This window comes from Microcystis aeruginosa FD4 (genome assembly GCF_009792235.1).
GTDB lineage: Bacteria > Cyanobacteriota > Cyanobacteriia > Cyanobacteriales > Microcystaceae > Microcystis > Microcystis viridis.
This window is the reverse complement of record NZ_CP046973.1, coordinates 3,637,455-3,659,188: the sequence shown is the minus strand read 5'-3', so window position 1 is coordinate 3,659,188 and position 21,734 is coordinate 3,637,455. Positions and strand designations below refer to the sequence as shown.

The window sequence follows — 21,734 nt, the reverse complement described above, 5'->3', positions numbered from 1 at the left end:
AAGAAAACCCAGGGCAGCAAAGGGGTTAAATGGTTCAGAATAGCTGGAGCTATGGAGGCCGATAAACAGGGAAATGGTCAAGATTTTTCAATCTAGATCAGGTTCTAGCAACGAATGAGAAACTCATCTTCTTTGATAAACCTCTTGCATAATTAATTCTTCAGAGTTCAAAAACGGCAAAAATAAGGATTAAATGGCATAAAGTCTATAAATAGACCATTTAACTGATTATTATTCATTCTTAATTCTCCTGACTACTGACTACTGGCTACTGACTCCTAACCCTAACAACAATTTTTGATTTTTACAAGAGGTCTTATCTATCAGCCATTTAGGTTAATCCTGTCCCTTCTAAACAAGCTCGATCGAAAATTGCCCCCGTGGTTACTGCCGAGGCTAAACTAGCACAAAGAAGATTGGCATCAGTAAAATTTGTTCCCCGTAAAATCGCCCCGAAAAAAATTGCTTCCTCTAAATCGGTAGCCGACAGATCTGCCCCGGACAGATTAGCGCTAGTAAAATCGGCTTGGGTTAAAATCGCCCCGACAAAACTCACTCCCCGGCCATCGACACCGCGAAAATCCGCCCCGGACAAATCTAGATGATTAAAAACGGCCCCAGCCAAAAAAGCACCGGCCAAACTTGCCTCAGTGACGATCGCATCGAGGAGAATTGCCCCGCGTAAATCGGCATTACGAAAATCTGCTCCTCTTAAATTTGCCCCAGTAAGGTCAGCACCGCGTAAATTTGCCCGTAAATTCGCCCCGGCTAGGTCTGCACCCGCTAAATCAGCCCCTGCCAAATTCATGCCCGCTAAATCTTTTATCTCACCCTGACGAATTGCTAATAAATCAATACTGGGAAAAGTCATGTTCAGCCACGGTTAAATATTGTAAAAATATCTTAGAATATTCGTAAACCTTTGTTAAGAAAGCGCTCCATGTCCCTAGAGCTATTATCCCTAGAAAATATTGAAGAAATCGCCCACCAATACGGATACTGGGCAGTATTTATCGGCATCACCCTCGAAAATACGGGGATTCCCATCCCAGGAGAAACCATCACCATTGTCGGCGGCTTCCTTGCCGGTAGCGGTGATTTGAACTATTGGTTAGTTTTAGTCAGCGCAATTACAGGAGCAGTTTTAGGCGATAATTTTGGCTATTGGCTCGGTCGCGCTGGAGGTTGGTCGTTTTTGTTAAAAGTTGGCAAATTCTTTCGGATTCCGCCTCAAAAACTAGAATTAGCCAAGGATCAATTTAGTAAAAATGCACCCCGGGCGGTCTTTTTCGGTCGTTTCGTGGCTTTGTTAAGAATCTTTGCAGGTCCCATGGCGGGAATTGCCCGAATGCCCTACGGTCGCTTTTTCCTCTGTAATCTCGGTGGGGCAACGGTGTGGGCGACGATTATGGTGACATTATCTTTCTTTTTAGGCCGTTTGTTCCCCTTGCACCAGTTAGTTAGTTCTATGGCTCGTTTTGGTATCTTGGCTTTAATTATCGTCCTGGCCTGGACAATTATCCACCCCATCCTTGAGTCACGGAAAACGGCGGTTTAAGGCCAGAAGAAAGCGGTTATCAGAAATAACCGCTTCTGGAATTTGACAAGAATCTCTTTAGCGTTCGCGGCGCCCGAAGTTTTTCCGCTCACCGCCGCCACCACCACCAAAATTATCTTCTCTGGGACGAGCTTTGTTGACTTTCATCTGTCGTCCCATCCATTCGGCCCCGTCAAGAGTTTCGATCGCTTTTGCTTCTTCCTCATCGGAGGACATTTCCACAAAACCAAAACCGCGCATTTTACCCGTTGCTTGATCTACGGGCAAGTAAACGCGACTAACCGTGCCGTATTCAGCGAATACATCGTGCAAGTCCTCTTTCGTGACTTCATAAACCAGATTACCAACGTAAATCGTCATGGATTGTCTCCCAATATCACAGCCATTTCGAGAAGGAGATCGGACACAACCCAGTCAAGACCATCAGGGAAAAACCGCTTCTGTTTGAAACCAATGCTGCTACCGAACCTAACTACTCTCTCTAAACTAGCATAGCTTATCAGTGATCAGTAGGAATATGGAGTATTAAGTGAGCAGTATTATAGGGCAGTTTTCTGCTTTCTTTTCACTGATTACTGTTTACTGTTCACTGATCACTGATTAGGGCAGCCAAGGATATTGACTAAAATCGGGGGGACGTTTTTCGAGGAAAGCCTGTTTACCTTCGGCTCCTTCGGCGGTCATATAGTAGAGTAAAGTGGCATTACCCGCTAACTCCTGTAAACCCGCTTGACCATCACAATCAGCATTAAAAGCCGATTTTAGGCAGCGAATCGCCAAGGGACTTTTTTCGAGAATTTCTAAGGACCATTTAATCCCTTCCTGCTCTAATTCCTCCACCGGGACGACATGGTTAACCAAACCCATTGCTAAAGCTTGTTGGGCGTTATACTGCCGACAGAGAAACCAAATCTCGCGAGCTTTTTTCTGACCCACTACCCGGGCCAGATAACTAGAGCCGAAACCGCCGTCAAAACTGCCCACTTTCGGACCGGTCTGGCCAAAAATGGCGTTATCCGCTGCTAAGGTTAAATCACAAACCAAGTGTAAAACATGACCGCCCCCGACCGCATAACCTGCCACCAGTGCGATAACTACCTTGGGGATGGAGCGAATTAATTTCTGTAAATCCAGCACATTGAGCCGGGGTACGCCATCATCGCCAATATAACCCGCCTGACCGCGCACAGTCTGATCGCCGCCAGAACAAAAAGCATATTTGCCGTCGCTGTGGGGACCTGCACCCGTAAGCAATACCACCCCAATGCGGGCATCCTCGCGAGCATCACAGAAAGCGTCGTAAAGCTCAAAAACTGTCTTCGGACGGAAGGCATTACGCTTATGGGGTCGATTGATGGTAATTTTGGCGATTCCCCCCCATTTATGGTAAAGAATATCCTCGTAGGTTTTGACGGATTGCCATTCAACGCTCATAGTCTCGGTTATCGGCACAGCTTTTTTACCTTACCCTATTTTGTCCCCCTCAGAGATTAATGATCGCAATAGGTAATCTAGGCACGCACGCCAATTTGTCAATCATGCTATAATAGATGCTATCAAGAATTTAGGGAATCAGTTAAACCATGAAAAACACAAAATTAAAGGAAACTGATTATGTCCAAAATCCAGAAGTTAATCAAATTGTTGCTATCTCAACCTCCTGAGATTCAATTTGAAGATGTCAAGCAGATTTTAGAAGCCTTTGAATTTTTAGAAGTTCGTTCTACGGGTAGTCATCATATTTTTCGCCATGAAGACGGACGAATGCAAACAATCCCTAAAAAGGGAGGACAAAAAGTCAAAAAAGTCTATATTAAACAAATTATTAAATTACTTAAATTGGAATCCATTAACTAAATAAAGTTTAATAAAGTTTAAAGCTGATTCTCTTCCTGATGTTTTCTGGGTATTTATTCAAAATATATTTATCCTATTTGCTAACTTTAAAGAGGTAAAAATATGAGTAGAAGTAATAAAACTAAGCTTGAATCATTAGAGTTTTATTTGGGACTAAAATATCCGATAACAATTTATCCTGATGATCAGGGGGGATATGTATCAGAAATTAAGCATCTTCTAGGATGTTTCACTCAGGGAGAAACCATAGAGGAAACCTTAGCTAATATTGATGATGCTCGCAAACTTTGGCTAGAAACAGCTTATGAATATGGCGATCATATTCCCTTACCTTCTACAAATATCATGGGTGAGGTGGAGAGTTTCTAGAAAGCCTCGAAAAACTGATAAAGGGAGAAGGGGGCTTTTTTGCTGTAATCAGTGAACTGATAACTGGTCACTGATAACTGAATTAAAGCCATTCGATTTCTTTAGCTTTTTCGGGTAATTTAGCCGTGGATTGCCCTTGACTGCGAGCTTGAAACCCAATTAAATCGAGGGGAGTAGCCAATAAATCTACTAAATCTGCTTTACCAAACAGTAACTTGAGAGTATTTTTTGGTAGCTCTTTTAATAACCAACGACCGAGAGTAAAAAATAACTCTTGATTGGTTAAAGGTCGCATCAATTCGACACCATACAATTCGTGAAGATAGCGATTCGAGCGCCCGTAACGTTTTAATTGACTTCTTAAGTCTTCTAAGGTGGAACGATGACGATGGTAAATAATTGCCTCTGGTGCGTAGGTTAATTGCCAGTCGGTTTGTTGTTGAATACGCCAACAGATATCGGCATCACCACCAGTAGTTAAATAAGGACGAAATAAACCAACTTTCTCAAAAGCTTCTCGACGAATAGCGAGGTTAGCAGTTTGACCGTAGGGACAAAAAGAATGTTCTAAAAGAAATTTCGGTGACATAAAGTGACGACGTTCCGCATACTTTTCCAACCAACTGGAACCGGTTAAGGCGGCAATTTCACCCGCTACCAGACCAATCCTATTATCTTTAAAGGGTTGAACCAGTTCTGTCAACCATTGCGGTGCGGGACGACAATCGGCATCGGTGAAGGCCAGAAAAGGATAACGAGTGCTTTTGATCCCTTTGTTACGAGCAGCGTAGGAGCTTTGTATCTGATTTTCGCTTAAAATGATCAGGTTCAGTCCCCGTTGTTCTTCTGCTGCCTTCCCTAATAATTCTGCCGTGCGATCGCTACTATTATTATCAACTAAAATATATTCAACTAATTGACGGGGATAGGTCTGTTTGGCTAAACAATCAATGAGAGGGGGTAGATCTTTCTCCCCGTTATAAATTGGCACGATCACGGATACTTCGGGAAGGAACTGTAGGGTATTTGACATCGTTGGAGTCCAATAAACGGGCGAAGGTTGAACTATTCGCTACAATACTACTATAATTAATAGCAACAAAAAGCAAGTCTATCGTCAATTATTTTAGACCAACGATGAAAAGTTTCTTCCGAAAATTATTTTTCTATGTGGGTATTCTTTGGCTCTCACCCTTAATCATTGCTTTTCAGGTAGCTAATAATCGAGAACTTATCTTAGGTGATGTGCGGCGTTGGGTAGAGTTATTAGGCTGGGAAAAAAGAGCAGATTGGTTACAATTGTTAGCTCTGTGTCTGGAGGCAAAAGAATTTAGAAATTTATATTATTGTCGTCTTTTTCAAGGGGGTTCATTCAGCCGTTTTTTTTATGTATATTCTTAGGTTTTTCTATCGAGAAAGTTCCTATTTATTTCTAGATTCTTCCTGTTCGATTGGCAAAGGATTATTTATTCAACACGGTTTTAGTACGATTGTTATGGCGGATTTGGGCGATAACTGTTGGATTAATCAACAGGTAACAATTGGCTATAAAGATAAAAGCGGTCGCCCCAAAATTGGCAATAATGTCAGGATTACCGCCGGCGCTAAAGTCTTAGGAAACATTACCATCGGCGATAATGTCACCGTGGGCGCAAATTCAGTGGTAGTCAAAGATGTTCCAGCTAATTGTGTGGTGGTGGGTATTCCCGCTCGTATTATTAAACGCGATGGGGTTAAAGTAGATGAAAAATTATAAACGTTGACTTAAAATATATTCGGCAATGGCCAGATCCCCCGGAGTAGTAATTTTTAAGTTAGTTTCTTCACCGACGACAATTTTGACGGGAAAACCACATTTTTCTAATAAGGCGGCATCGTCGGTGACTTCCCAAGCTAATTTTCGGCCCTGTTCATGACATTCTTTTAATAATTTTACCTGAAAACCCTGGGGCGTTTGGGCCGCCCACAACCGCGAGCGATCCGGTGTATCCTCAATCCAGCCCTTGCTATCGACAATTTTAATCGTATCTTTCACTGGAATCGCCGCAATGAAACCCTGACAAGTGGCTAAAGCGGCGGCACAGCGATCGAATAATTCGGGAGTGGCCAAACAGCGCGCCCCATCGTGAATTAAAACCGTCTGGGCCCCCTCTGGTAGGGCTTGTAAGCCATTGTAAACCGATTTTTGTCTGGTTTCGCCTCCTTGGATGATTTGCACGGGTTTAAGGGCATTTATGGCGGTGATAATTTCTCGGATCTCCTCAAAGTCTTCTGGTTGTGCCATAATCCCAATCCAGATAATTGCCCTGGATTGCATGGCAGCCAGCAAAGTCCAAGCGAGGAGCGGTTTTCCGTGCAGGGTGAGCAGTAACTTATTGCGATCGCTGCCCATCCGTTTACCCATTCCCGCTGCTGGAATTAACAAATACATATTTTTTTCAGGTAAAAAGTTAAGAATTCAGTGGACAGGAGTGGGGAGCTTTTTGCTTCTTATTAGTAAACAGTAATCACTGCCCGGCTGATGGTTAATCGCTTAAATAGCCCCAAAACTATGCCTCTTAAGAGAATAAATCGAGGGGAAAGTGACCATAAGTACCGACTAACTGATCATTTTCTGATTGACAAGAAATCAGAACACCGCGATAGGTTCCCGTGTAGGAATCGAGATAGGAAGCTTGTCTTTGGGTGTTGTATTTAATATACACCGATCCTGGTTCTGGCTGGTCTTCTGGGAGACTATTAGGTAGGGGGTATCCCAGGGCTTGTAGATAACTTTTTAGGGCTTTAAATCCTTCTTCATTGTTATCGGCACAGATACCTAAATTAATTGATTCCGAACCTTGGTTAACTAATAAAATTGCCTGTCTTAGAGCTTCTTCTTCTTCAGGGGATTGGGCAATTTTTAGTTGAATACAGCCATATTCTTTTAGTAGTTTCAAGGCTTCTTCAATAGACATGAGCGGTTAGATATGCGGGGCTAAAGATAAAAAATAAACTGTTGCTGCTGTCCTTAACGACAAATTCCCCAGAAAAAAAGCCCTAAATCATTGAGATTTGGAGATAGGAAAATTTTGCATTGGTCTTAATCGTAAGATCGCCAATTTCGATCATATCAGGTTGGGGACAAGAAAATTTATCGGGGTTGTTCGATCGCTCCGGGTTGTGCGTACATTTCACTCACTGCTTTTTGATAGCCGAAGTAAGCACCTATAATAATTCCAGTGCCAAAACCAATCCCTAGGTAAAGCAAAATTATACTCAGGGGAAAAGAGGACTGTCTCTGATTAGATAGGGAAAATCGCTCACCAGTCGCCACAATACTCTCAGCAGCCTCAGTTAACTCCTCCCGTTCCCCTAGGGCTTTTTCTTCAGTTGTTTCAGAGTCTTCCAAAGCTTCTGGGGCATCTTCTCGGTTATTTTCGGCGATTTCTTCAGTTATTGTCGGCAAAGAGTTTAATTTGGTGACATGATTGACTATTAAATCATCTTGACTCAGGGTTATCGATTCTTCCCAAGCGGGGATATCGGATTCCTCGGTCAAACCGTAGACGATCACTTGTTCTAATCCGTCGATGCCCAAGCTTTTGATTTCTGCCGACAAAAAAGGTAATAACTTATGTTGATTGGGTATATTTTTGGATTGAACTTTCAGAGTCAGGGCATTTTCTTGCGAGGTGGCTGCAATCACCTCTATTTTTCTGGTTAAGAGACTTTGGTTAAGTAGGGCAATAATGGCGGCTGGCTCTTGCTGTTTAGCGGCATGGATAAGTTGTGCCTGATTCATCACCTTGAGGGACTAAGGGGGGTATATTATAGTTAGGGTTTGCGGCAAAAAGTTTTTCGTGGGGGTAGGGTGTGGGGTGTAGGGTGTGGGGTGTAGGGTTTTACCGATTTTGAGGGTGTCAATTACCTAATTTTCAGGGAAAAAGTATCTGAATTTTCCCCCCGAACACTCCCATATCCGGTACTTTTTGATTGACAAAAAGTCTAAAAGTCTTACCCAACAAGGTTTTTAGATTTATTCAGCCAACCTTATCTATGCCTAAATCTATCGCAGCTATCTTTTCATTAGGAGCTAAGAACTGTTCGGTTTTCTCATAAATTACCTCGATTACATAACAATCACATTTAGGAACTATTCTGACTTCTGCTAGGCGCTCCGCAACTCTCGTCGGCAATGCAATTGATGTCCCTGATAGCTTGACTAATCCTTGCTTAAGACCTACTTTGCTGATGGCTTGAATTGTGTAAACTAAGAGATTTCTTCCTTTTTTTGGCTCCTTATAGCCAGGGATTTTTAGTTTGACCAGAAATTTATCGGGGTGACTTTTAAACTCCGATGAAGCGGCAAAAAATGATTTCCAGTTCCGGTCTAATCCTCTTAAAACTTGTTGGGAAATTTTAGCGGGTAAAGCTTGATACTGTTCTGTCTTTTTCATCATAGAAGCCATCTGATTATAGGTCAAATAGCCATGACCATAAATGAAGTTTTGTCGGATTAAATAGTTAGCTGAGTTGTAGAGATTTTTAGACTGCCAAGATAAATTATCTATTTCAGCCCAAAATCGATGTCCTCTCTTGATAATGTGTCTTTCTGCTAATAACATTATTATCCGTTGTCTTTTAACTCAGCGTCGGGTTTTGAAGGGTTGTTATCCGTTGTGATAATTGTACCGGAAGGCAATTGATAGCCTGTTAAATTCCCTTGTTTCCACCACCTCCAAGCCGTTCGATAACTTATTCTTGTTTTTTTTGCCTAGTCTGATAGTTTCCTGTCTATATATTACCATGCCTGGCTATATATGACTATATTTTTATTGAAACTTTACAATACTAAATCCTGTGGAAAAGGTATTAAGAGAGTGGGTGAGTACCAGAGCAGGGGGAAACAATCCATAACTGGGTTTTTAAAGTGGGATTGGGGGTCAATCATACTATTAAAAGCGGATTTGGTATCGGTCTGTCCATCCCTGCCCTCTGTGCCACTTAAATTTCCGCCACGGCTCTTTCGATTAAACGACGGGCAAGGGTTTGAATACCGGTATGTTCATAGTAATTAGTCGTCATATCGAGGAACGCCCCAACATACACCAATTTATCGGCAGAAAAGTCGATAAATCCCTGAATTTTGCTCAATAATCCCTGCTGGCTCAAATCGCGCTCGCTAACAAAACCACTCATCCAACCTTTAGTGGAGTCGAAACTTTGACCGATAAAGTCTAATTTTCTGGCAGTATTTCCCCCCGGAATCAATTCTTTAATACTGCCGAAAGTTGAGTTAGATTCTAATTCTTCCGGGCTGAGAATGCTGAGGGCGGATTCCACTTTCCGGATAAAACTGCCCCCCAGGGGAATTAAACCATCCAAACAAACTAACGCCGCCATCCGCATCAGAGATTCGCCGCTATAATCTGCCAGAGAAGTGACGAAATCATCGATACTATCCCCCGGAATGCCATTAATTTGACAAAAAGCGACTAATTCTGTCACTAATTTCAGGGTTAGATCGATGGTTTGCGCTTTTTCGGGGGCAGGGGTTAATTTTTCGATTAAACCGCCCATGAGGGGGATTTTACCACCGACGGCATTAGCAAGAGAGGCGGCGGCTAGGGCATTATCGGCACTGTCGATGGTTTGGTAGAGCCAGAGCGCCCGTTGATAGCCCTGGGATTTATCATTAAACAACCAAACGGCTCGATCGCCAATCTGTTGAATCATACTTTCGTCGGTTTCGCCAGTGACTTTGATAATCGTATTTTTAAACCCGACTAGGTTATCCCACTCTCCCGGCACCACATAATCAAGGGTTTTGAGAACTTTGACGGTGAGATTATTCGTCGGTAATTCGTCCACCAGTTGAAAAATTGGCTTACTCACGGATGTCTCCTTACTTTAATTTTGCTAAACCATCTAAATCGAACTTAGCCAACCAAGCTTGGCGATCGCTGGCGGTAAAATCCGCATCCCGCGATAAAACCTTGACTTGATAGCGATTATTGACTAAAACGGCGCTGGCGGTTGCACCCTGTTCCACAGAGGGAAAACCTTTAATTGTGGTTTGACTGTCTTGGAATTTATTGGCCGCGGCGGGATTATTGCTAATGTCAGATATGGCTAACATAGCCACAACTTTGCCATCTTGCTTCAGTTTTGCCTCAGCAAAGCCTTTTTTCTCCTGGGTATAGACGCGCTCGTATCCTCCCCCAGAGGGCGGGAAAAACCGATTAAAACTGCCGCCAGAGGTGGATTCTTTCACCACTGCCGCCGCCCCGCGAGCGGTACTTTCCTGTTGCGCTTGGTCAAATTGCGAGGGAGCTTTAGCACAGGAAGTTACTAGCAAAAGTGCTGCTAATACCCCTGCTATCAAGATTTTGCCGAATCGAAAGCTCATAGTTATCTTAATTAAAACTTGCTCATGTTTGTTTGTAGTATATCTCTCGCTGATTGCTGATTATTGTTAAGTTTTTCTAGATTCTGCCACACCAGACCAAAAAAAACAGAAAATCAGCAAAATTCGAGTCAATAGCCAATTTTTAGGCTTGTATCTCAATATTACAGAAATATCCACTGCCGAGCAATTATCGGTAACTTTTCAATTAATACAAATGTATGAACAACCGCGTGTAAGCATCTCACATTTGCGGGTGCGATTTGTTTCTAGCCCAAGAATAGTCTAAAACCCTGACAGGGTAGGGCTTAAAGCTAGGGTGGGGATGGTAGATTGACAAAAATGATCTGCACCCCCTAACCATTAGCTATAGTCCCGCAATTGCCCCTCGCGCCATAGATGCGATCGCTTGTTCCGTGGCCCGGGGTAGATGATAATATTTACCCCCGGCTTTTAGGGCTAATTCTTTGGCAAAACCAGTGGAGACGAATTTTTTCTCCGTATCGATAACCAGCAGTTTAATGCCTAAAGAGCGAATTTTAGCGGCAATATCGAGCAGTTCTGCCTTAATATCCGGTTTTTCCCCCTCCGGAATCGGTTCGCCTAGAGATTTCGCCAAAGGAATATTACTTCTCCCGTCGGTAATCGCCACCACCACCACTTGACCGATATCCCCCGATAAACGGGCATTCATCCCCACATGAACCGCTTGGGTTAAACCGTGGGCTAAGGGGGAACCGCCACCACAGGGCAGGGTTTCTAGACGTTTTTTCGCTAGGGTAATCGATTTGGTCGGTGGCAATAGTACATCTGCTCGCTCACCCCGGAAAGGAATCAGGGCAATCTGGTCGCGATTTTCGTAAGCTTCCGTTAACAGACGCATAACCGCACCTTTGGCCGACTGCATCCGATTCAGGGCCATGGAACCGGAGGCATCAACGACAAAGACAATTAAAGAACCAGCCTTGCGGGCCAGCCGTTTTGAGCGCAGATCCCCTTCTTCTATAATCACATGACGTTCGGGATTCCTTAAGCGACGGGCTTTTTGATAGGGTGCGGCCGCCCGGAGAGTGGCATCGACGGCGACTCTTTTTACCTTACCCCGGGGTAACATTGGCTTAATATAACGTCCTCTATCCTCCGAGAAAATCAGGTTACGCGCCCCCGATTTCCCCTGACGCTGGGCCATCTGGGCAAAATACAGCACACTGGGATCCAGTAAAACCCCTTCTGGGTCGAAAACAAATTCTTCCGGCAAATTATCCGGCTGTTCCGGTTCTTTTTCTTCCTCTTTCTCCTCCTCTTTTTCTTCCTGTTCCTGCTGGTTTTCGTCTTGGGGCGGTTCCGGTGGTGGCGGTGGTGGCGGTGGTTGTTGTTGTTCCTGTTCGGGAGGTGGTGGCGTAATCAGCGATCGAGGTACAATAACTAATTCGACGGCTCTTTTTAAGTCATCGGCACTGACTAAATCCCGACCTTCTAAAGCAGCGGCGGCCTTGGCTACTCTCACGGCAAAAATCTCGGCGCGATGACCTTCCACCCTACCGCGCACCGCTTCCTCCACTAGATAACTAATTTGTTCGGGTTTAATTTTTACCTCTTTTAACCATTCCCTCGCTAGGATAATTTCGGTTTTTAGATCGTCGATTTCTTGGGCATATTGGGCGATAAAAGCGGTGGGAGAAACAGCATACTCGATCGCCTGATTGACGGCGGTGACTCGTTGGTCTAAACTAAGGACACCATCGGCGGAAAGCGCAATGGCAATTCTATCTAATAAATGGGTTCGTAAATCCCCTTCTTCTGGGTTATAAGTAGCGATCAGGATTGGTTTACAGGGATGTTGAAAACTGATGCCTTCCCGTTCAATTTGGTTGCGCCCTTCGCTTAAAACTGTTAGTAATTGGTTAGCAATTTGGTCATCAAGTAGATTAATTTCATCAACGTAGAGAATTCCCCGATGGGCGCTGGCTAATAAACCGGGTTGAAAGACCGGTTCCCCCCGTTTCACCGATTCTTCCACATCGACGGAACCCAATAAACGATCCTCGGTCACTCCTAGGGGAATCTGCACAAAAGGGGCCCGGATAACTTCCGTGGCGACTTCTCCACTGCTATATTCTTCTTTAGTGCGATCGTCCCATTCGTCGGGATTGTTGGGATCGCAATTAAAAACATTACCTGCAATAATTTCGATCGGTGGCAGTAGGCAATGTATCGCTCGCGCCATGACTGATTTGGCGGTTCCCCGACGACCGGCAATTACCACACCCCCTAGAGCGGGATCCACGGCGGCTAAGAGTAGGGCTAATTTAATCGCTTCTTGGCCGACAACGGCAGTTAGGGGAAAATTGAGGGTCAGAGTGGGCATAGATCTAGATTCAGGCGGCCAAATTCTAGTGTAAAACAGAAGCTCACTGGTCTGGCACTTTTCCTCTTTTGATTCCCTGCATCTCGATCGATTTCTTCATCCCCGAACCGATCGACAAGTTGCCGGGTTAATCTAGGATTAGCTCCTGATAACGGCTGTAGAGAGGACAGAAATATGATAGCGACAATAATCGATCGCCTTACGGAAACCAACCCGCAAATTATGCGAGAATGGCAAGGAAGATTAACCCCGAAAAATATCTCGATCGCCTCGATTATCTCCCTTGTTAGTCAATTATTAGTTTACTTGTACTATCAGAATCTCTTACCGGTAGGGACGGGATTTAGTCGTTACTGTACCGCTAATCCCCCCAATCACAACGACTATTATCCCTATAGTGGGCTTAAATACTGTATCCAAGACTTAAATGGTGAATGGATGATTATCTCCCGGTTATGGTGGTTAGATATCTTCACTTTTCTGAGTATTACCGGTATTTTCGCTCTTTTAGTGGTGGGAACCTATCAATTAATCGCCGATCTTTCCGGGGAAGAACGCCAGGGTACACTTAATTTTATCCGTCTAAGTCCCCAACCCGCCAAAACGATTTTTATCGGCAAAATTTTCGGGGTTCCCATTCTCCTCTATCTCGTCTGTCTTCTCGCTTTACCCTTTCACTTGGGAGCGGGTTTATTAGCAGGTATTCCCTTATCGTTAATTTTAGCCTTCTACGGGGTTCTAATCGCTAGTTGTGCCTTTTTCTATCATGCTGCCCTTAGTTTCGCTTTAGCTACGCCATGGTTAGGGGGATTTCAACCCTGGTTGGGCAGTGCTACAGTCTTATTCTTTGCGTTTTATAGCACTATTTTTACTTTATCGGGCTATGGTGGTTCCCGTACCCCCTTTGATTGGTTAATTCTCTTTAATCCTAGTTTTGTCCTTCCCTATCTAGTTAAATCTACCTTTCTCCCCCCCGATGCGGTAGGCTATCTAGGAATCCCACAAGTCTTCGATCTGCGTTGGTACGGTCAATCTCTCTGGCAATCGGTTATAATGGGTATTAGTTTAATTTTTCTCAATTTTGCCCTCTGTACCTACGGTTTAACCAGAATTCTCCAGCGTCGCTTCCATAATCCCCTCGCTACTCTTGTTAGCAAACCCCAAAGTTACTGGATGATGGGCTGTTTTAGTGCCATTAGCCTAGGTTTTGTCTTCCAAACTCTAACTCTGGAACCGAGCTATCTTTTCGATAATTTTGTCATTCTTAGCGTTTTTGTGGCGATTTTTGGCTTGTTAATCCTCATCGCTTTAACTCCCAATCGTCAAACTCTCCAAGATTGGGCGCGCTATCGTCATCTGGAGGGAAAAAACGGGCATTAGTCTGGGGAAAGCTTTAATCTTTGGCGAAAAAAGCCCTTCTACCCTAGCCATGGCTGTTAACGTCGCTATTGCCATTTTATTCATCCTTCCCGCTATTTTTATCGCCGCCCCTCTCCATCAATATAAACTAGCCACTGCAGCCGGGTTTCTCTTGGCAATGAACATGATTTTAGTCTATGCCGCTATCGCCCAACTATTGATGTTAGCCAGCACAAATAAGCGCGCTTTGCTGGCAGCCAGTAGCATCGGCATTTTGATTATTTTCCCCTTCCTCTGTTTCATTGTCTTGGGAGTTAATCCCAGTCAATCTCCGCTGTTATGGTTTTTTACTTTTCTTCCCATTGCCGCTACTCAATACGCTACACTTCCCTCTTTCGCTTTAGCAATCTTCAGTCAGTGGTTGGGTTTAACCCTCGTCGGATGGCAAATTAATCGGCAATTAAATCGCCTTGGTGCCTCGGCAACTAAAGCGTTAATCCCAAGCTGAAAAATACCGACTCACGGGGGGGATTAAATAATATTTCTGCCGACAATTTTCTCCCCTTGAGTATCGGTTAAATTTTTTTTCCAAAAAAGCTTGACAAAACTCCACGACTTGACAGATAATTTCTTATATAATGGGAATCCGTGCCTGCCTGCGACCCCCCTCTTTTCAGGTCAAATAAAGCCCCAAAAAATTAACCCCAAAAAGTAGTCGGTGAACTGATAACTGATAACTGATAACTGATAACATTTTTACCCTACCACCGATAAACTATCAACGATTAGCGAGGGAGTATAACAGGAGCCATTCCATTGATTATCGGCCCCCAAAGCGATTAAATTCTGCAAAGCTGTATAAACATTTCCCGTCACCATTGTATCTTTAACTCGCCCGGTGATTTTGCCCTTTTCTATGCGATAACCCAGATCGATATTGACAGAAAAATCGCCAGAAATATCGGCCCCATGACCTAAAATTTGGTCGATAACTAAGCCTTCATCTATTTGCGAGATTAAATCCTCTAAAGTTCCCTCTCCCGGTGCCACGATTAAATTAACTAAATCTGGCATAGGATAAACCCCTAAACTAGGACGAAAACCGTTTCCCGTCGGAGTAGTTTTTAATAATCTGGCCGTGGTAAGATCGCTATAGAATTCCTTAACTCTACCTCCCTCAATTAAAGATAAAAATTTGGTGGGAGTTCCCTCATCATCAAAGGGACAACTATAGGGTTCTCGCTGGGGTTGTTGGGATAAAGTCAACTTTTCTGACATCACCAATTGACCGATTTTATCACTCCAGGGCGAGGACTTTTCTAAGATCTGTTTCCCATTTAAAGCCATCGCCACCGTACCCCATAACAGGGTAACTGCATTAGCGGTCAATAAAATTGGTAATTTCCCCGTGGGACTATCCACATTATTTGCTGCCCATTGTAGTCGCTGCAATAACTGTTTAATTACCGTTTCGGGATGAGGTGTACTGCGAGTATATTCCCCATCATAAACCGCTAGAAAATCCTCCCCCCGCACCCATTCAATCCCCACATAATAACTCAAAGATGTATCAGTATATTGACAATATAAACCCTGGGAATTAACTAAACGGGTGATTTCCCGTTCACATTCCCATTCACCACTACAAATAACCTCAGGATAAACTTGGCGAATTTGGCCAATCATTTGATTACCCATCTCGATTAAAGATTCTACCGCCACATCTTGCCCAATCGGGTCATAAATTGCCTGTCGTGGTGCCGAAAATTCGATTTCTTCGGGGGCATTGAGATAGGATAAATTTAACGCCGTTTCTACTAAAATTTCCGGTTCCACATCACCATAACCCACCGCTAACCCTGGACAACCCTCGCGCCATAATCTTAAGGCAGTTCCCACGGATTCGGAACTTTCTAGCTGCTTGAGACGATTAGCCTCAAAAAAAACGGGATGGGAAAGGGAGGAAGATTGATAAACTTCGGCTGCCACCGCTCCCGATTTAAGAGCTAGTTCGATGAGTTGTTGCGGATCGATCGTCATGGTGATAGTTTTTGAGATAATAGCTATCTGATTATCTCAAGCCCCGGCACTTCGGCGCAAACGCTGCTAATAAGACCGCAGCGAGTTAAAAAATTTTTGCTTATTGATCAATATTTTTGAGCAAAGATGATCAAATGGGCAATGAAGTTATCATAGAATCGATCGAGAGTCAAAAACATGGATACTCCCACCTAGAGAGGCCGAAAAAATGACGATTGCCAAAAGCGACGAAACTGCCACCTCTCCGGCACTGATAGAAGAAGATTTCGAGGACTTCTGGGAACCCACCCCACCCCCCACAGACTTAATTTTTGATGATGGTGAACCCTTGGAAAGCAACCGACACCGCATTGCCATGAATGTCTTGATTCGCTCCCTACAGCAGGGTTACGGCGAACGAGACGACTTCTACACGGGTGGCAATATGTTTATTTATTTCAGCCGCGAACAGGCGAAAAATCGCGATTTTCGCGGGCCCGATTTCTTCGCTGTCCTCAATGTCGATGGCAGCAGAGAGCGACAGGGTTGGGTAATTTGGGAAGAAGAGGGACGTTATCCTGACGTTATCGTGGAATTAACCTCTCCTAGTACCGCGAGAACCGATAAAGTGCGAAAAAAAGCCATTTATGAGGGAACCTTCCGCACGCCGGATTATTTCATCTACGATCCTTTTGATGGCAATTCTTTACAAGGATGGCATTTAGGAGCCGACCAACGCTACCATTCTTTAGAACGAAACGAGCGCGGCTGGTTATGGTGCGAAACCTTGGGCTATTGGTTGGGAACTTGGCAGGGTACTATTGACCGAGAAACGGCAATCTGGGCGAGATTTTATGACCCGGAAGGCAATTTAATCCCCTTGCCGGAAGAAGCGGCACAGGAGCAAGCGGCTGCGGCACAGGAGCAAGCGGCTGCGGCACAGGAGCAATTAAATGCTACTCAGCAAGCTCTGGAAGCGGAAAGACAGCGTTCTCAACTTCTGGCGGCTCGTTTGCAGGAAATGGGGATAGATTTATAGTGTCTCTGGCATAAGTCAGGAAATTTTCGGAAAATGTAGGGAAAAGGGGGTCATATTAAAGGGAAAATTATCCCTTTCCCCTTGGCCGACTTCTGCAAGAAATTATGGTACATTTGTAGGAGATGATCAGGGTGGGGAGATGGGGAAATGACCTGATGAAGAGCTTTTTGCCTGACTGACGGACATATTTTCAACACAATAAGTAGTCGCGCCAAATTAATTTCCTAAACCTTGACGAGAAATTCTCTAAACTTCGATCAAAAGCCGCGTAAATTCTGTATTTTCTCTGGAAGTCTTAGATATAGCTTTTAAAATTGTGATCGTAGCGGTAGGCTAATCCAGATTAATTACACTTCTTCCTCACTCCCGACTTTTTTAGTATCATGAACCCTAACTCTGGCCGTAAACGGTTATTGTCCCTGATATCTGCCGTTTCTTGTAGTTCCCTCTTGATTTTATCCCCTCTAGCCCAGAGAGCGCAAGCAGACGATATTACGGATGCCCTAGAAGCGGTAATTGAATATACGGCTCAATTACACCAGATCAATTTTAAGTATTTGTTAAGCGATGGCCCGATAACCACTCCCTGCGGCGTAATTTCCCTAGCGGCTTTCTGCACTGTAGATAATACAGTCTATGTCAATCTCAAGCAAGTTACTGGTATTAGCGATAATCCCCTATTTCCCCTTTACGCCGTCGCTCACGAGGCAGCTCACGCTATTCAGTGGAATCGGGGTATCGGTGGCATCGATGAAGGCGGAATGAGCATCGGCATTGAATTACAGGCCGATTGTCTCGCTGGAGATACCCTTTCCTGGTTATTTACCGAAGCGAGAGGTTTATCCAAACAGGATTATATAATAGCAGGAAAACTTCTAGCGGAAGCGGCCTCGGAAGTGGGCGATTTTGAGGCCCCCAACCGCTCCCACGGCACACCACAACAGCGAGGTGATTCGGTCCTACAAGGATTCTACGGGGAAAATCATCAAGCCTGTATGCGTTAACTAGCATTCAAGGCTGTATTTCCCCTAGAATGCCTAAAAAAGCCTAAAAAATTACTGTAACCCTAACCAAGATAACAGACCTTGGCCAGTTAGATACTCGATCAACAGGGTGATCACAAAACCAATCATAGCGGCTCTACCGTTGAGGCGCTCGGCATAGTCATTAAAGCCAAATTTGGGATCTTCTAATTTGGGGGTTTGAGTCGGTTGTGGTTCAGTCATGATCTTTACAGTCCGTTTACATTTCTTTACTATTCTAGCGGAGTTAGAAGTTAGGTTGTAACTAATTTCTAACTCCTCCCTATTTGCCCTAATCTCGACCGTTAAGAGCGATCAAAAGGCGCAGAATAAAGATAAATAGGTTGATATAGGTCAAATACATCGATAAAGCAGCGCTGAGATACTGTTCATCTCTGTAGGTACGGGGCAAGATGTAAAAGTCCACCACTGCCGAGCCGGCAAACAAGAAAACCCCGATGCCAGAAATAGCGATTTCTAACCAGGTGGGAGTAGCGCCACCAAAGATAGAGAAAATTAGCTGACCAATGAGAACAATAAAGAGAGCAAGAATACCGATGCTAACGGTTTGAGTCAGGGCTAAACCATCTTTTTCCGACAGATTCGAGCCGATATTGCGTCCCAACACAAAAGCAATGCCGCAGCCAAGGGCAGCAATTGCTACTCCTCGCAAACCGACACCGGAAGTACCTAGGGCCACATAGACGATTCCACTGAGAGTATAGCCAGAAAGAAGACTATAGAGAGTCAGCAGGGGCAGAGCAGTGCCTGTATTGCCTTTTTCCGCAGTATTACGGGCGACAAAAAATAAAATAATCTCGGCAATCAGAGCGACAAAGAAAGTCGGGAAGAAAATCTGGGGATAGGATTGGATCACACCTAAACCGCCATAGGTTCCCACCGCAGTCAAAATTAGACCGCCACCGAGATAGGGCAGGGCCTTGGGGATAACATTGGGGCCGATAAGCGCTTGGCTTTTAGCCTCGCGTAAAGCTTGACGAAAGTTACTGGTATTACTCATGGTGATAGGGTGCGAGATACTTGTCTCAATCAATCTTGTTAAACAGAAACTATTCTTGATTAGTTTGTCAAGAATGCCGAATAGTTGGCCGAGAAGAAAGAAAGTTTTCCCCTCAAGCACAATTACCTCTTGATTGTAACGAAAAGACTGGTGATCGAGCTAGAAGCCACAGTTTTCACCCCCCTTGACCGCTCAAGTCACCGTAAACAGAAGCCCAATTCAAGCCGATTATGTCGCGTAAACTGGATATTTCCTGTTTTTATTAATTACAATCTTCAGAGTATCCCCTGACCTAAAGCCAAACCTGTCACCAACATTCCTAACACTAGAAAAGGCTGGGCGCTGGCTTGATATTTGACATCATTTTTGAGCGGATCCCGCAGAAAATACATATCTTGGAAAGTGATCTGAGGGATAATTAATAACAGTAAAATAGCGGCATAAAGATTCTGATGAATACTAATCAGATAGCCCGCAATTCCTGCTTGAAAAACATCGATCATAATCACGCAAATCCAAGCCGAGGTGGTAATTCCAAACATAACTGGTAAGGATTTTAAGCCTAATTTTTCGTCACCTTCCACACTTTTAAAGTCGTTAACGACGGCAATGCCTAACCCCGCTAGACTATAGATGAGGGTTAGGATCATAATTGTCCAATTTAACTGACCAAAAAGGGCGTGACCTGCCCACCAAGGTAATGCTATATAACTAGCACCGAGGGCATAATTTCCCAGCCAACCATTTTGTTTTAATTTTAAGGGTGGCGCTGAATAAATATAGGCGATAAAAGAACCAAATAGGGTTAAACAGAGCATGATCGGGAAATCATGACCGGCCCAGCGATCAAGAAGATAAGCTATTCCTAACCCACCCGCTAATAAAACCAAAATCTGGCCGACTACTTGCGGAATAGAAATTGCCCCCGAAGGAATTGGACGATAGGGTTCATTAATTGCATCGATTTCTCGATCGTAAAAATCATTTAAAGTTTGGGTATAACCGGTCATCAATGGACCAGAAAGTAACATACAGGTGGCCGCTTTTAAGACATCTTCTAAAGACCAAGTATAATTCCCCGATGAAGCTGCCCCACAGACAACCCCCCAAATCAGGGGAATCCAAGTGATCGGCTTCATCAATTGTAAGCGGATTTTCCAGAGGGAGGTTTCTGCCGATGAGGCCCCTTTCATGCCCAATAATTGGCGAGTTTTTGCGCCTCGATTATCCTTGTTTTCTATCTCGGTGTTCGACATAATCCCTTAAAAAGAAATAATTAAGTAACCGTCTTGGAATTTTGCCCCTTTTACCGCTCGTCCGGTCAGAGGCGGTGGTACATCAATATTACGCCGTTGATCCCCGGCTTCGATGGTTAATTCTGGACCCGATTGCGTCAGTTTTACCTGTTTTTTCTCGAATCCGGGTAAATAAACCTTGACCTGACCGGCTGCCGTATCGATTATTAACGGTTTGGGTGGCTGCACCGTGAGAAAATTGGGTAACTCGGCGATTAACTCCTGCCAATCTTCTCCTTGACGGTCGGGTAAAATCGCGGCCGGCAGCGGTGCAAAATCCTCCGTGGCACTCTGACAGCGATTAAAAATCACTCCCCCCACATTTAAACCGATTTGCTGCGCCCCACCCCAAAGATATTTGGCATCTGCGATCGCAATTGGATCATCATTGGTGACTAAATAGGCTAAAACTCGCCGAGGATTAGCTAAAGCGGAGCGTCCCTCGTCTAGAATGTTATTATCGCCCTTTTGCCCTAAATCGTTGGGATTAAAGGAGAAATTCAGCACGGCAGCGGCGATTGGTTGGAAAAAGGGAGAAAGGGTGCGACCAATCTCGGAATCACTGAAAACCTGCCGAAAACGCCGTGAATACCAGCTGCCCACCTCTGGAATCCCTAACATTCGCAGACTGTTGATATCTCCGCTGCCGTCGTAGATGATGACATCGTAATTTCCGCTTTTATCCTGTTCCCGCAGGAAATTTAAAGCTAGAGCTTGGTCCATTCCGGGTAAAATGCCCAACTCTTGACCATAAACATTTTTCAAGGTGGGAGAACGCAAATACTGCTTTTCTAATTCCTTGACTTCTTCCCAACTCTTTTCTAGTAAATAGGTACTACTAAGTTGGATAACCGAGAGATTGGGGGCAATTTCCGTGACGGAGGAGCTAGGGGAGGCCTTGAGGAGTAATCCCCAAGCAGGACCAGAATCTTGACCGATCAAGAGAACTTTTGACCCCAGACCAGCCATTTTTTTTGCCGCAGCGATCGCTATTGTACTGCGACCGCTGCCCCCCTTGCCCAAAAAGGTCAAAATTAAGGACATAGTTAATTCCTAAGCGTTGTATTTAGATGAGTTTGAGTTCATCCTCAAAAAACCAAGTAGCGGTCTTATCATCGAACTGGACAACAGCACCAACACCGCTGCCATCGGTCATCTTAAAATTTTTGATGACACCCACTTTACCTAATTTACCCGCTACATCCGAGTTAACGCGGTCTCTTAAGCGACAGACCTTGACTTTTTGCCCGATTTCCATTACTTCCACAGTTTTAATAAGACGATAATTCAATAAACCAATCCTAAGTTTAATATAAATTCGTGTAAGATAAACCCCCCAATGATCTTCGGTCATTGGTCTTTCTAAGATCATCTGCACTCAACGATCATATATACTAGGCTATTGAACAAAATCAACTTCTTGCTTAGGATAGGCACTC

The 21,734-nt window shown here is 44.2% G+C and carries 24 protein-coding genes and 1 pseudogene; 8 read left to right on the top strand and 17 right to left on the bottom strand.

Going from position 1 to position 21,734, the window contains the following annotated elements; translation table 11 throughout:
• Positions 1–331 precede the first annotated feature (331 nt).
• A complete protein-coding gene (locus GQR42_RS18345) occupies positions 332–871 on the bottom strand; it encodes a pentapeptide repeat-containing protein (RefSeq protein ID WP_158201049.1) in 540 nt (179 codons plus the stop codon).
• 69 nt (positions 872–940) lie between these two features.
• Here GQR42_RS18345 and GQR42_RS18340 point away from each other — a divergent pair, with 69 nt between their 5' ends.
• Complete coding sequence (locus GQR42_RS18340) at positions 941–1,558, top strand: DedA family protein (protein ID WP_158202515.1); 618 nt, start codon at positions 941–943, stop codon at positions 1,556–1,558.
• Positions 1,559–1,615: 57 nt separating this feature from the next.
• Here GQR42_RS18340 and GQR42_RS18335 read toward each other — a convergent pair whose 3' ends face one another.
• Both GQR42_RS18335 and menB read right to left on the bottom strand, forming a co-directional pair.
• Complete coding sequence (locus GQR42_RS18335) at positions 1,616–1,918, bottom strand: RNA recognition motif domain-containing protein (protein ID WP_158201048.1); 303 nt, start codon at positions 1,916–1,918, stop codon at positions 1,616–1,618.
• 240 nt (positions 1,919–2,158) lie between these two features.
• On the bottom strand, positions 2,159–2,992 hold the full coding sequence (menB, locus tag GQR42_RS18330; protein WP_002732420.1) for a 1,4-dihydroxy-2-naphthoyl-CoA synthase: 834 nt from the start codon (positions 2,990–2,992) through the stop codon (positions 2,159–2,161).
• 180 nt (positions 2,993–3,172) lie between these two features.
• On the opposite strand from menB, the gene GQR42_RS18325 reads away from it, so the two are divergent.
• Positions 3,173–3,415 carry a type II toxin-antitoxin system HicA family toxin gene (locus tag GQR42_RS18325; RefSeq protein ID WP_158201047.1) on the top strand — a complete coding sequence of 81 codons (243 nt, stop codon included), beginning with the start codon at positions 3,173–3,175 and terminating at the stop codon, positions 3,413–3,415.
• Positions 3,416–3,517: 102 nt separating this feature from the next.
• On the top strand, positions 3,518–3,784 hold the full coding sequence (locus GQR42_RS18320; protein WP_158201046.1) for a type II toxin-antitoxin system HicB family antitoxin: 267 nt from the start codon (positions 3,518–3,520) through the stop codon (positions 3,782–3,784).
• An 82-nt stretch (positions 3,785–3,866) separates the two neighbouring features.
• Here GQR42_RS18320 and GQR42_RS18315 read toward each other — a convergent pair whose 3' ends face one another.
• The gene (locus GQR42_RS18315) at positions 3,867–4,817 is read right to left on the bottom strand and encodes a glycosyltransferase (RefSeq protein ID WP_158201045.1); all 951 of its coding nucleotides are present in this window, start codon (positions 4,815–4,817) and stop codon (positions 3,867–3,869) included.
• A gap of 104 nt (positions 4,818–4,921) precedes the next feature.
• Here GQR42_RS18315 and GQR42_RS27900 point away from each other — a divergent pair, with 104 nt between their 5' ends.
• Both GQR42_RS27900 and GQR42_RS29730 read left to right on the top strand, forming a co-directional pair.
• Positions 4,922–5,185: a hypothetical protein gene (locus tag GQR42_RS27900; protein WP_199273210.1), complete on the top strand. Its 264-nt coding sequence runs from the start codon at positions 4,922–4,924 to the stop codon at positions 5,183–5,185.
• Complete coding sequence (locus GQR42_RS29730; protein WP_305848820.1) at positions 5,172–5,540, top strand: serine O-acetyltransferase; 369 nt, start codon at positions 5,172–5,174, stop codon at positions 5,538–5,540. The genes GQR42_RS27900 and GQR42_RS29730 overlap by 14 nt, the downstream gene beginning before the upstream one ends.
• Here the strand turns inward: GQR42_RS29730 and ispD are convergent.
• The 7 genes from ispD to bchD form a co-directional block, all read right to left on the bottom strand.
• On the bottom strand, positions 5,535–6,215 hold the full coding sequence (gene ispD / locus GQR42_RS18305; RefSeq protein ID WP_158201044.1) for a 2-C-methyl-D-erythritol 4-phosphate cytidylyltransferase: 681 nt from the start codon (positions 6,213–6,215) through the stop codon (positions 5,535–5,537). The two genes, GQR42_RS29730 and ispD, sit on opposite strands and share 6 nt — an antisense overlap.
• A 127-nt stretch (positions 6,216–6,342) precedes the next feature.
• Positions 6,343–6,741 (bottom strand): DUF1824 family protein, encoded by a 399-nt coding sequence (locus GQR42_RS18300; protein WP_158201043.1) that lies wholly within the window; start codon positions 6,739–6,741, stop codon positions 6,343–6,345.
• A 176-nt stretch (positions 6,742–6,917) separates the two neighbouring features.
• Positions 6,918–7,568 carry a hypothetical protein gene (locus tag GQR42_RS18295; RefSeq protein ID WP_158201042.1) on the bottom strand — a complete coding sequence of 217 codons (651 nt, stop codon included), beginning with the start codon at positions 7,566–7,568 and terminating at the stop codon, positions 6,918–6,920.
• Between the two features lie 238 nt (positions 7,569–7,806).
• Positions 7,807–8,391, bottom strand: coding sequence for a transposase (locus GQR42_RS18290; protein WP_158201041.1), 585 nt, complete (start codon positions 8,389–8,391; stop codon positions 7,807–7,809).
• Positions 8,392–8,770: 379 nt separating this feature from the next.
• On the bottom strand, positions 8,771–9,661 hold the full coding sequence (locus GQR42_RS18285; RefSeq protein WP_158201040.1) for a hypothetical protein: 891 nt from the start codon (positions 9,659–9,661) through the stop codon (positions 8,771–8,773).
• A gap of 10 nt (positions 9,662–9,671) precedes the next feature.
• On the bottom strand, positions 9,672–10,175 hold the full coding sequence (locus tag GQR42_RS18280; protein ID WP_158201039.1) for a hypothetical protein: 504 nt from the start codon (positions 10,173–10,175) through the stop codon (positions 9,672–9,674).
• A 364-nt stretch (positions 10,176–10,539) separates the two neighbouring features.
• A complete protein-coding gene (gene bchD, locus GQR42_RS18275) occupies positions 10,540–12,540 on the bottom strand; it encodes a magnesium chelatase ATPase subunit D (protein WP_158201038.1) in 2,001 nt (666 codons plus the stop codon).
• A gap of 174 nt (positions 12,541–12,714) precedes the next feature.
• On the opposite strand from bchD, the pseudogene GQR42_RS18270 reads away from it, so the two are divergent.
• A pseudogene (locus tag GQR42_RS18270) lies at positions 12,715–14,407 on the top strand (hypothetical protein).
• A 248-nt stretch (positions 14,408–14,655) separates the two neighbouring features.
• Here GQR42_RS18270 and GQR42_RS18265 read toward each other — a convergent pair.
• A complete protein-coding gene (locus GQR42_RS18265) occupies positions 14,656–15,939 on the bottom strand; it encodes a TldD/PmbA family protein (protein WP_158201037.1) in 1,284 nt (427 codons plus the stop codon).
• Positions 15,940–16,147: 208 nt separating this feature from the next.
• Between GQR42_RS18265 and GQR42_RS18260 the strand changes: the two genes are divergently transcribed.
• Positions 16,148–16,957, top strand: a complete 810-nt coding sequence (locus GQR42_RS18260; protein WP_158201036.1) for a Uma2 family endonuclease — start codon at positions 16,148–16,150, stop codon at positions 16,955–16,957.
• A 383-nt stretch (positions 16,958–17,340) separates the two neighbouring features.
• Complete coding sequence (locus GQR42_RS18255; protein WP_158201035.1) at positions 17,341–17,961, top strand: metalloprotease; 621 nt, start codon at positions 17,341–17,343, stop codon at positions 17,959–17,961.
• Between the two features lie 51 nt (positions 17,962–18,012).
• Here GQR42_RS18255 and GQR42_RS27890 read toward each other — a convergent pair whose 3' ends face one another.
• The 5 genes from GQR42_RS27890 to petP all read right to left on the bottom strand — a co-directional run bounded on the left by GQR42_RS27890 (position 18,013) and on the right by petP (position 21,553).
• Positions 18,013–18,183, bottom strand: a complete 171-nt coding sequence (locus tag GQR42_RS27890) for a high light inducible protein (protein WP_002742489.1) — start codon at positions 18,181–18,183, stop codon at positions 18,013–18,015.
• Positions 18,184–18,271: 88 nt separating this feature from the next.
• A complete protein-coding gene (locus GQR42_RS18250; RefSeq protein WP_150978226.1) occupies positions 18,272–19,000 on the bottom strand; it encodes a Bax inhibitor-1/YccA family protein in 729 nt (242 codons plus the stop codon).
• A gap of 275 nt (positions 19,001–19,275) precedes the next feature.
• Positions 19,276–20,256, bottom strand: coding sequence for a chlorophyll synthase ChlG (chlG, locus tag GQR42_RS18245; protein ID WP_125732609.1), 981 nt, complete (start codon positions 20,254–20,256; stop codon positions 19,276–19,278).
• Between the two features lie 6 nt (positions 20,257–20,262).
• Positions 20,263–21,339, bottom strand: coding sequence for a Get3/ArsA fold putative tail anchor-mediating ATPase NosAFP (locus GQR42_RS18240; protein ID WP_158201034.1), 1,077 nt, complete (start codon positions 21,337–21,339; stop codon positions 20,263–20,265).
• 22 nt (positions 21,340–21,361) lie between these two features.
• The gene (gene petP, locus GQR42_RS18235) at positions 21,362–21,553 is read right to left on the bottom strand and encodes a cytochrome b6f subunit PetP (protein ID WP_002742483.1); all 192 of its coding nucleotides are present in this window, start codon (positions 21,551–21,553) and stop codon (positions 21,362–21,364) included.
• Positions 21,554–21,734: the final 181 nt, after the last annotated feature.

Bases quoted from the DNA above. Each gene is read 5' to 3' on its own strand.
- ispD (WP_158201044.1), bottom strand. From the start codon at position 6,215: ATGTATTTGTTAATTCCAGCAGCGGGAATGGGTAAACGGATGGGCAGC.
- GQR42_RS18260 (WP_158201036.1), top strand. From the start codon at position 16,148: ATGACGATTGCCAAAAGCGACGAAACTGCCACCTCTCCGGCACTGATA.
- GQR42_RS18315 (WP_158201045.1), bottom strand. From the start codon at position 4,817: ATGTCAAATACCCTACAGTTCCTTCCCGAAGTATCCGTGATCGTGCCA.
- GQR42_RS29730 (WP_305848820.1), top strand. From the start codon at position 5,172: ATGTATATTCTTAGGTTTTTCTATCGAGAAAGTTCCTATTTATTTCTA.
- GQR42_RS18255 (WP_158201035.1), top strand. From the start codon at position 17,341: ATGAACCCTAACTCTGGCCGTAAACGGTTATTGTCCCTGATATCTGCC.
- menB (WP_002732420.1), bottom strand. From the start codon at position 2,992: ATGAGCGTTGAATGGCAATCCGTCAAAACCTACGAGGATATTCTTTAC.
- bchD (WP_158201038.1), bottom strand. From the start codon at position 12,540: ATGCCCACTCTGACCCTCAATTTTCCCCTAACTGCCGTTGTCGGCCAA.
- GQR42_RS18295 (WP_158201042.1), bottom strand. From the start codon at position 7,568: ATGAATCAGGCACAACTTATCCATGCCGCTAAACAGCAAGAGCCAGCC.
- GQR42_RS18300 (WP_158201043.1), bottom strand. From the start codon at position 6,741: ATGTCTATTGAAGAAGCCTTGAAACTACTAAAAGAATATGGCTGTATT.
- GQR42_RS27890 (WP_002742489.1), bottom strand. From the start codon at position 18,183: ATGACTGAACCACAACCGACTCAAACCCCCAAATTAGAAGATCCCAAA.
- GQR42_RS18265 (WP_158201037.1), bottom strand. From the start codon at position 15,939: ATGACGATCGATCCGCAACAACTCATCGAACTAGCTCTTAAATCGGGA.
- GQR42_RS18290 (WP_158201041.1), bottom strand. From the start codon at position 8,391: ATGTTATTAGCAGAAAGACACATTATCAAGAGAGGACATCGATTTTGG.
- GQR42_RS27900 (WP_199273210.1), top strand. From the start codon at position 4,922: ATGAAAAGTTTCTTCCGAAAATTATTTTTCTATGTGGGTATTCTTTGG.
- GQR42_RS18240 (WP_158201034.1), bottom strand. From the start codon at position 21,339: ATGTCCTTAATTTTGACCTTTTTGGGCAAGGGGGGCAGCGGTCGCAGT.
- GQR42_RS18325 (WP_158201047.1), top strand. From the start codon at position 3,173: ATGTCCAAAATCCAGAAGTTAATCAAATTGTTGCTATCTCAACCTCCT.
- GQR42_RS18280 (WP_158201039.1), bottom strand. From the start codon at position 10,175: ATGAGCTTTCGATTCGGCAAAATCTTGATAGCAGGGGTATTAGCAGCA.
- GQR42_RS18340 (WP_158202515.1), top strand. From the start codon at position 941: ATGTCCCTAGAGCTATTATCCCTAGAAAATATTGAAGAAATCGCCCAC.
- GQR42_RS18250 (WP_150978226.1), bottom strand. From the start codon at position 19,000: ATGAGTAATACCAGTAACTTTCGTCAAGCTTTACGCGAGGCTAAAAGC.
- GQR42_RS18335 (WP_158201048.1), bottom strand. From the start codon at position 1,918: ATGACGATTTACGTTGGTAATCTGGTTTATGAAGTCACGAAAGAGGAC.
- petP (WP_002742483.1), bottom strand. From the start codon at position 21,553: ATGGAAATCGGGCAAAAAGTCAAGGTCTGTCGCTTAAGAGACCGCGTT.
- GQR42_RS18345 (WP_158201049.1), bottom strand. From the start codon at position 871: ATGACTTTTCCCAGTATTGATTTATTAGCAATTCGTCAGGGTGAGATA.
- chlG (WP_125732609.1), bottom strand. From the start codon at position 20,256: ATGTCGAACACCGAGATAGAAAACAAGGATAATCGAGGCGCAAAAACT.
- GQR42_RS18320 (WP_158201046.1), top strand. From the start codon at position 3,518: ATGAGTAGAAGTAATAAAACTAAGCTTGAATCATTAGAGTTTTATTTG.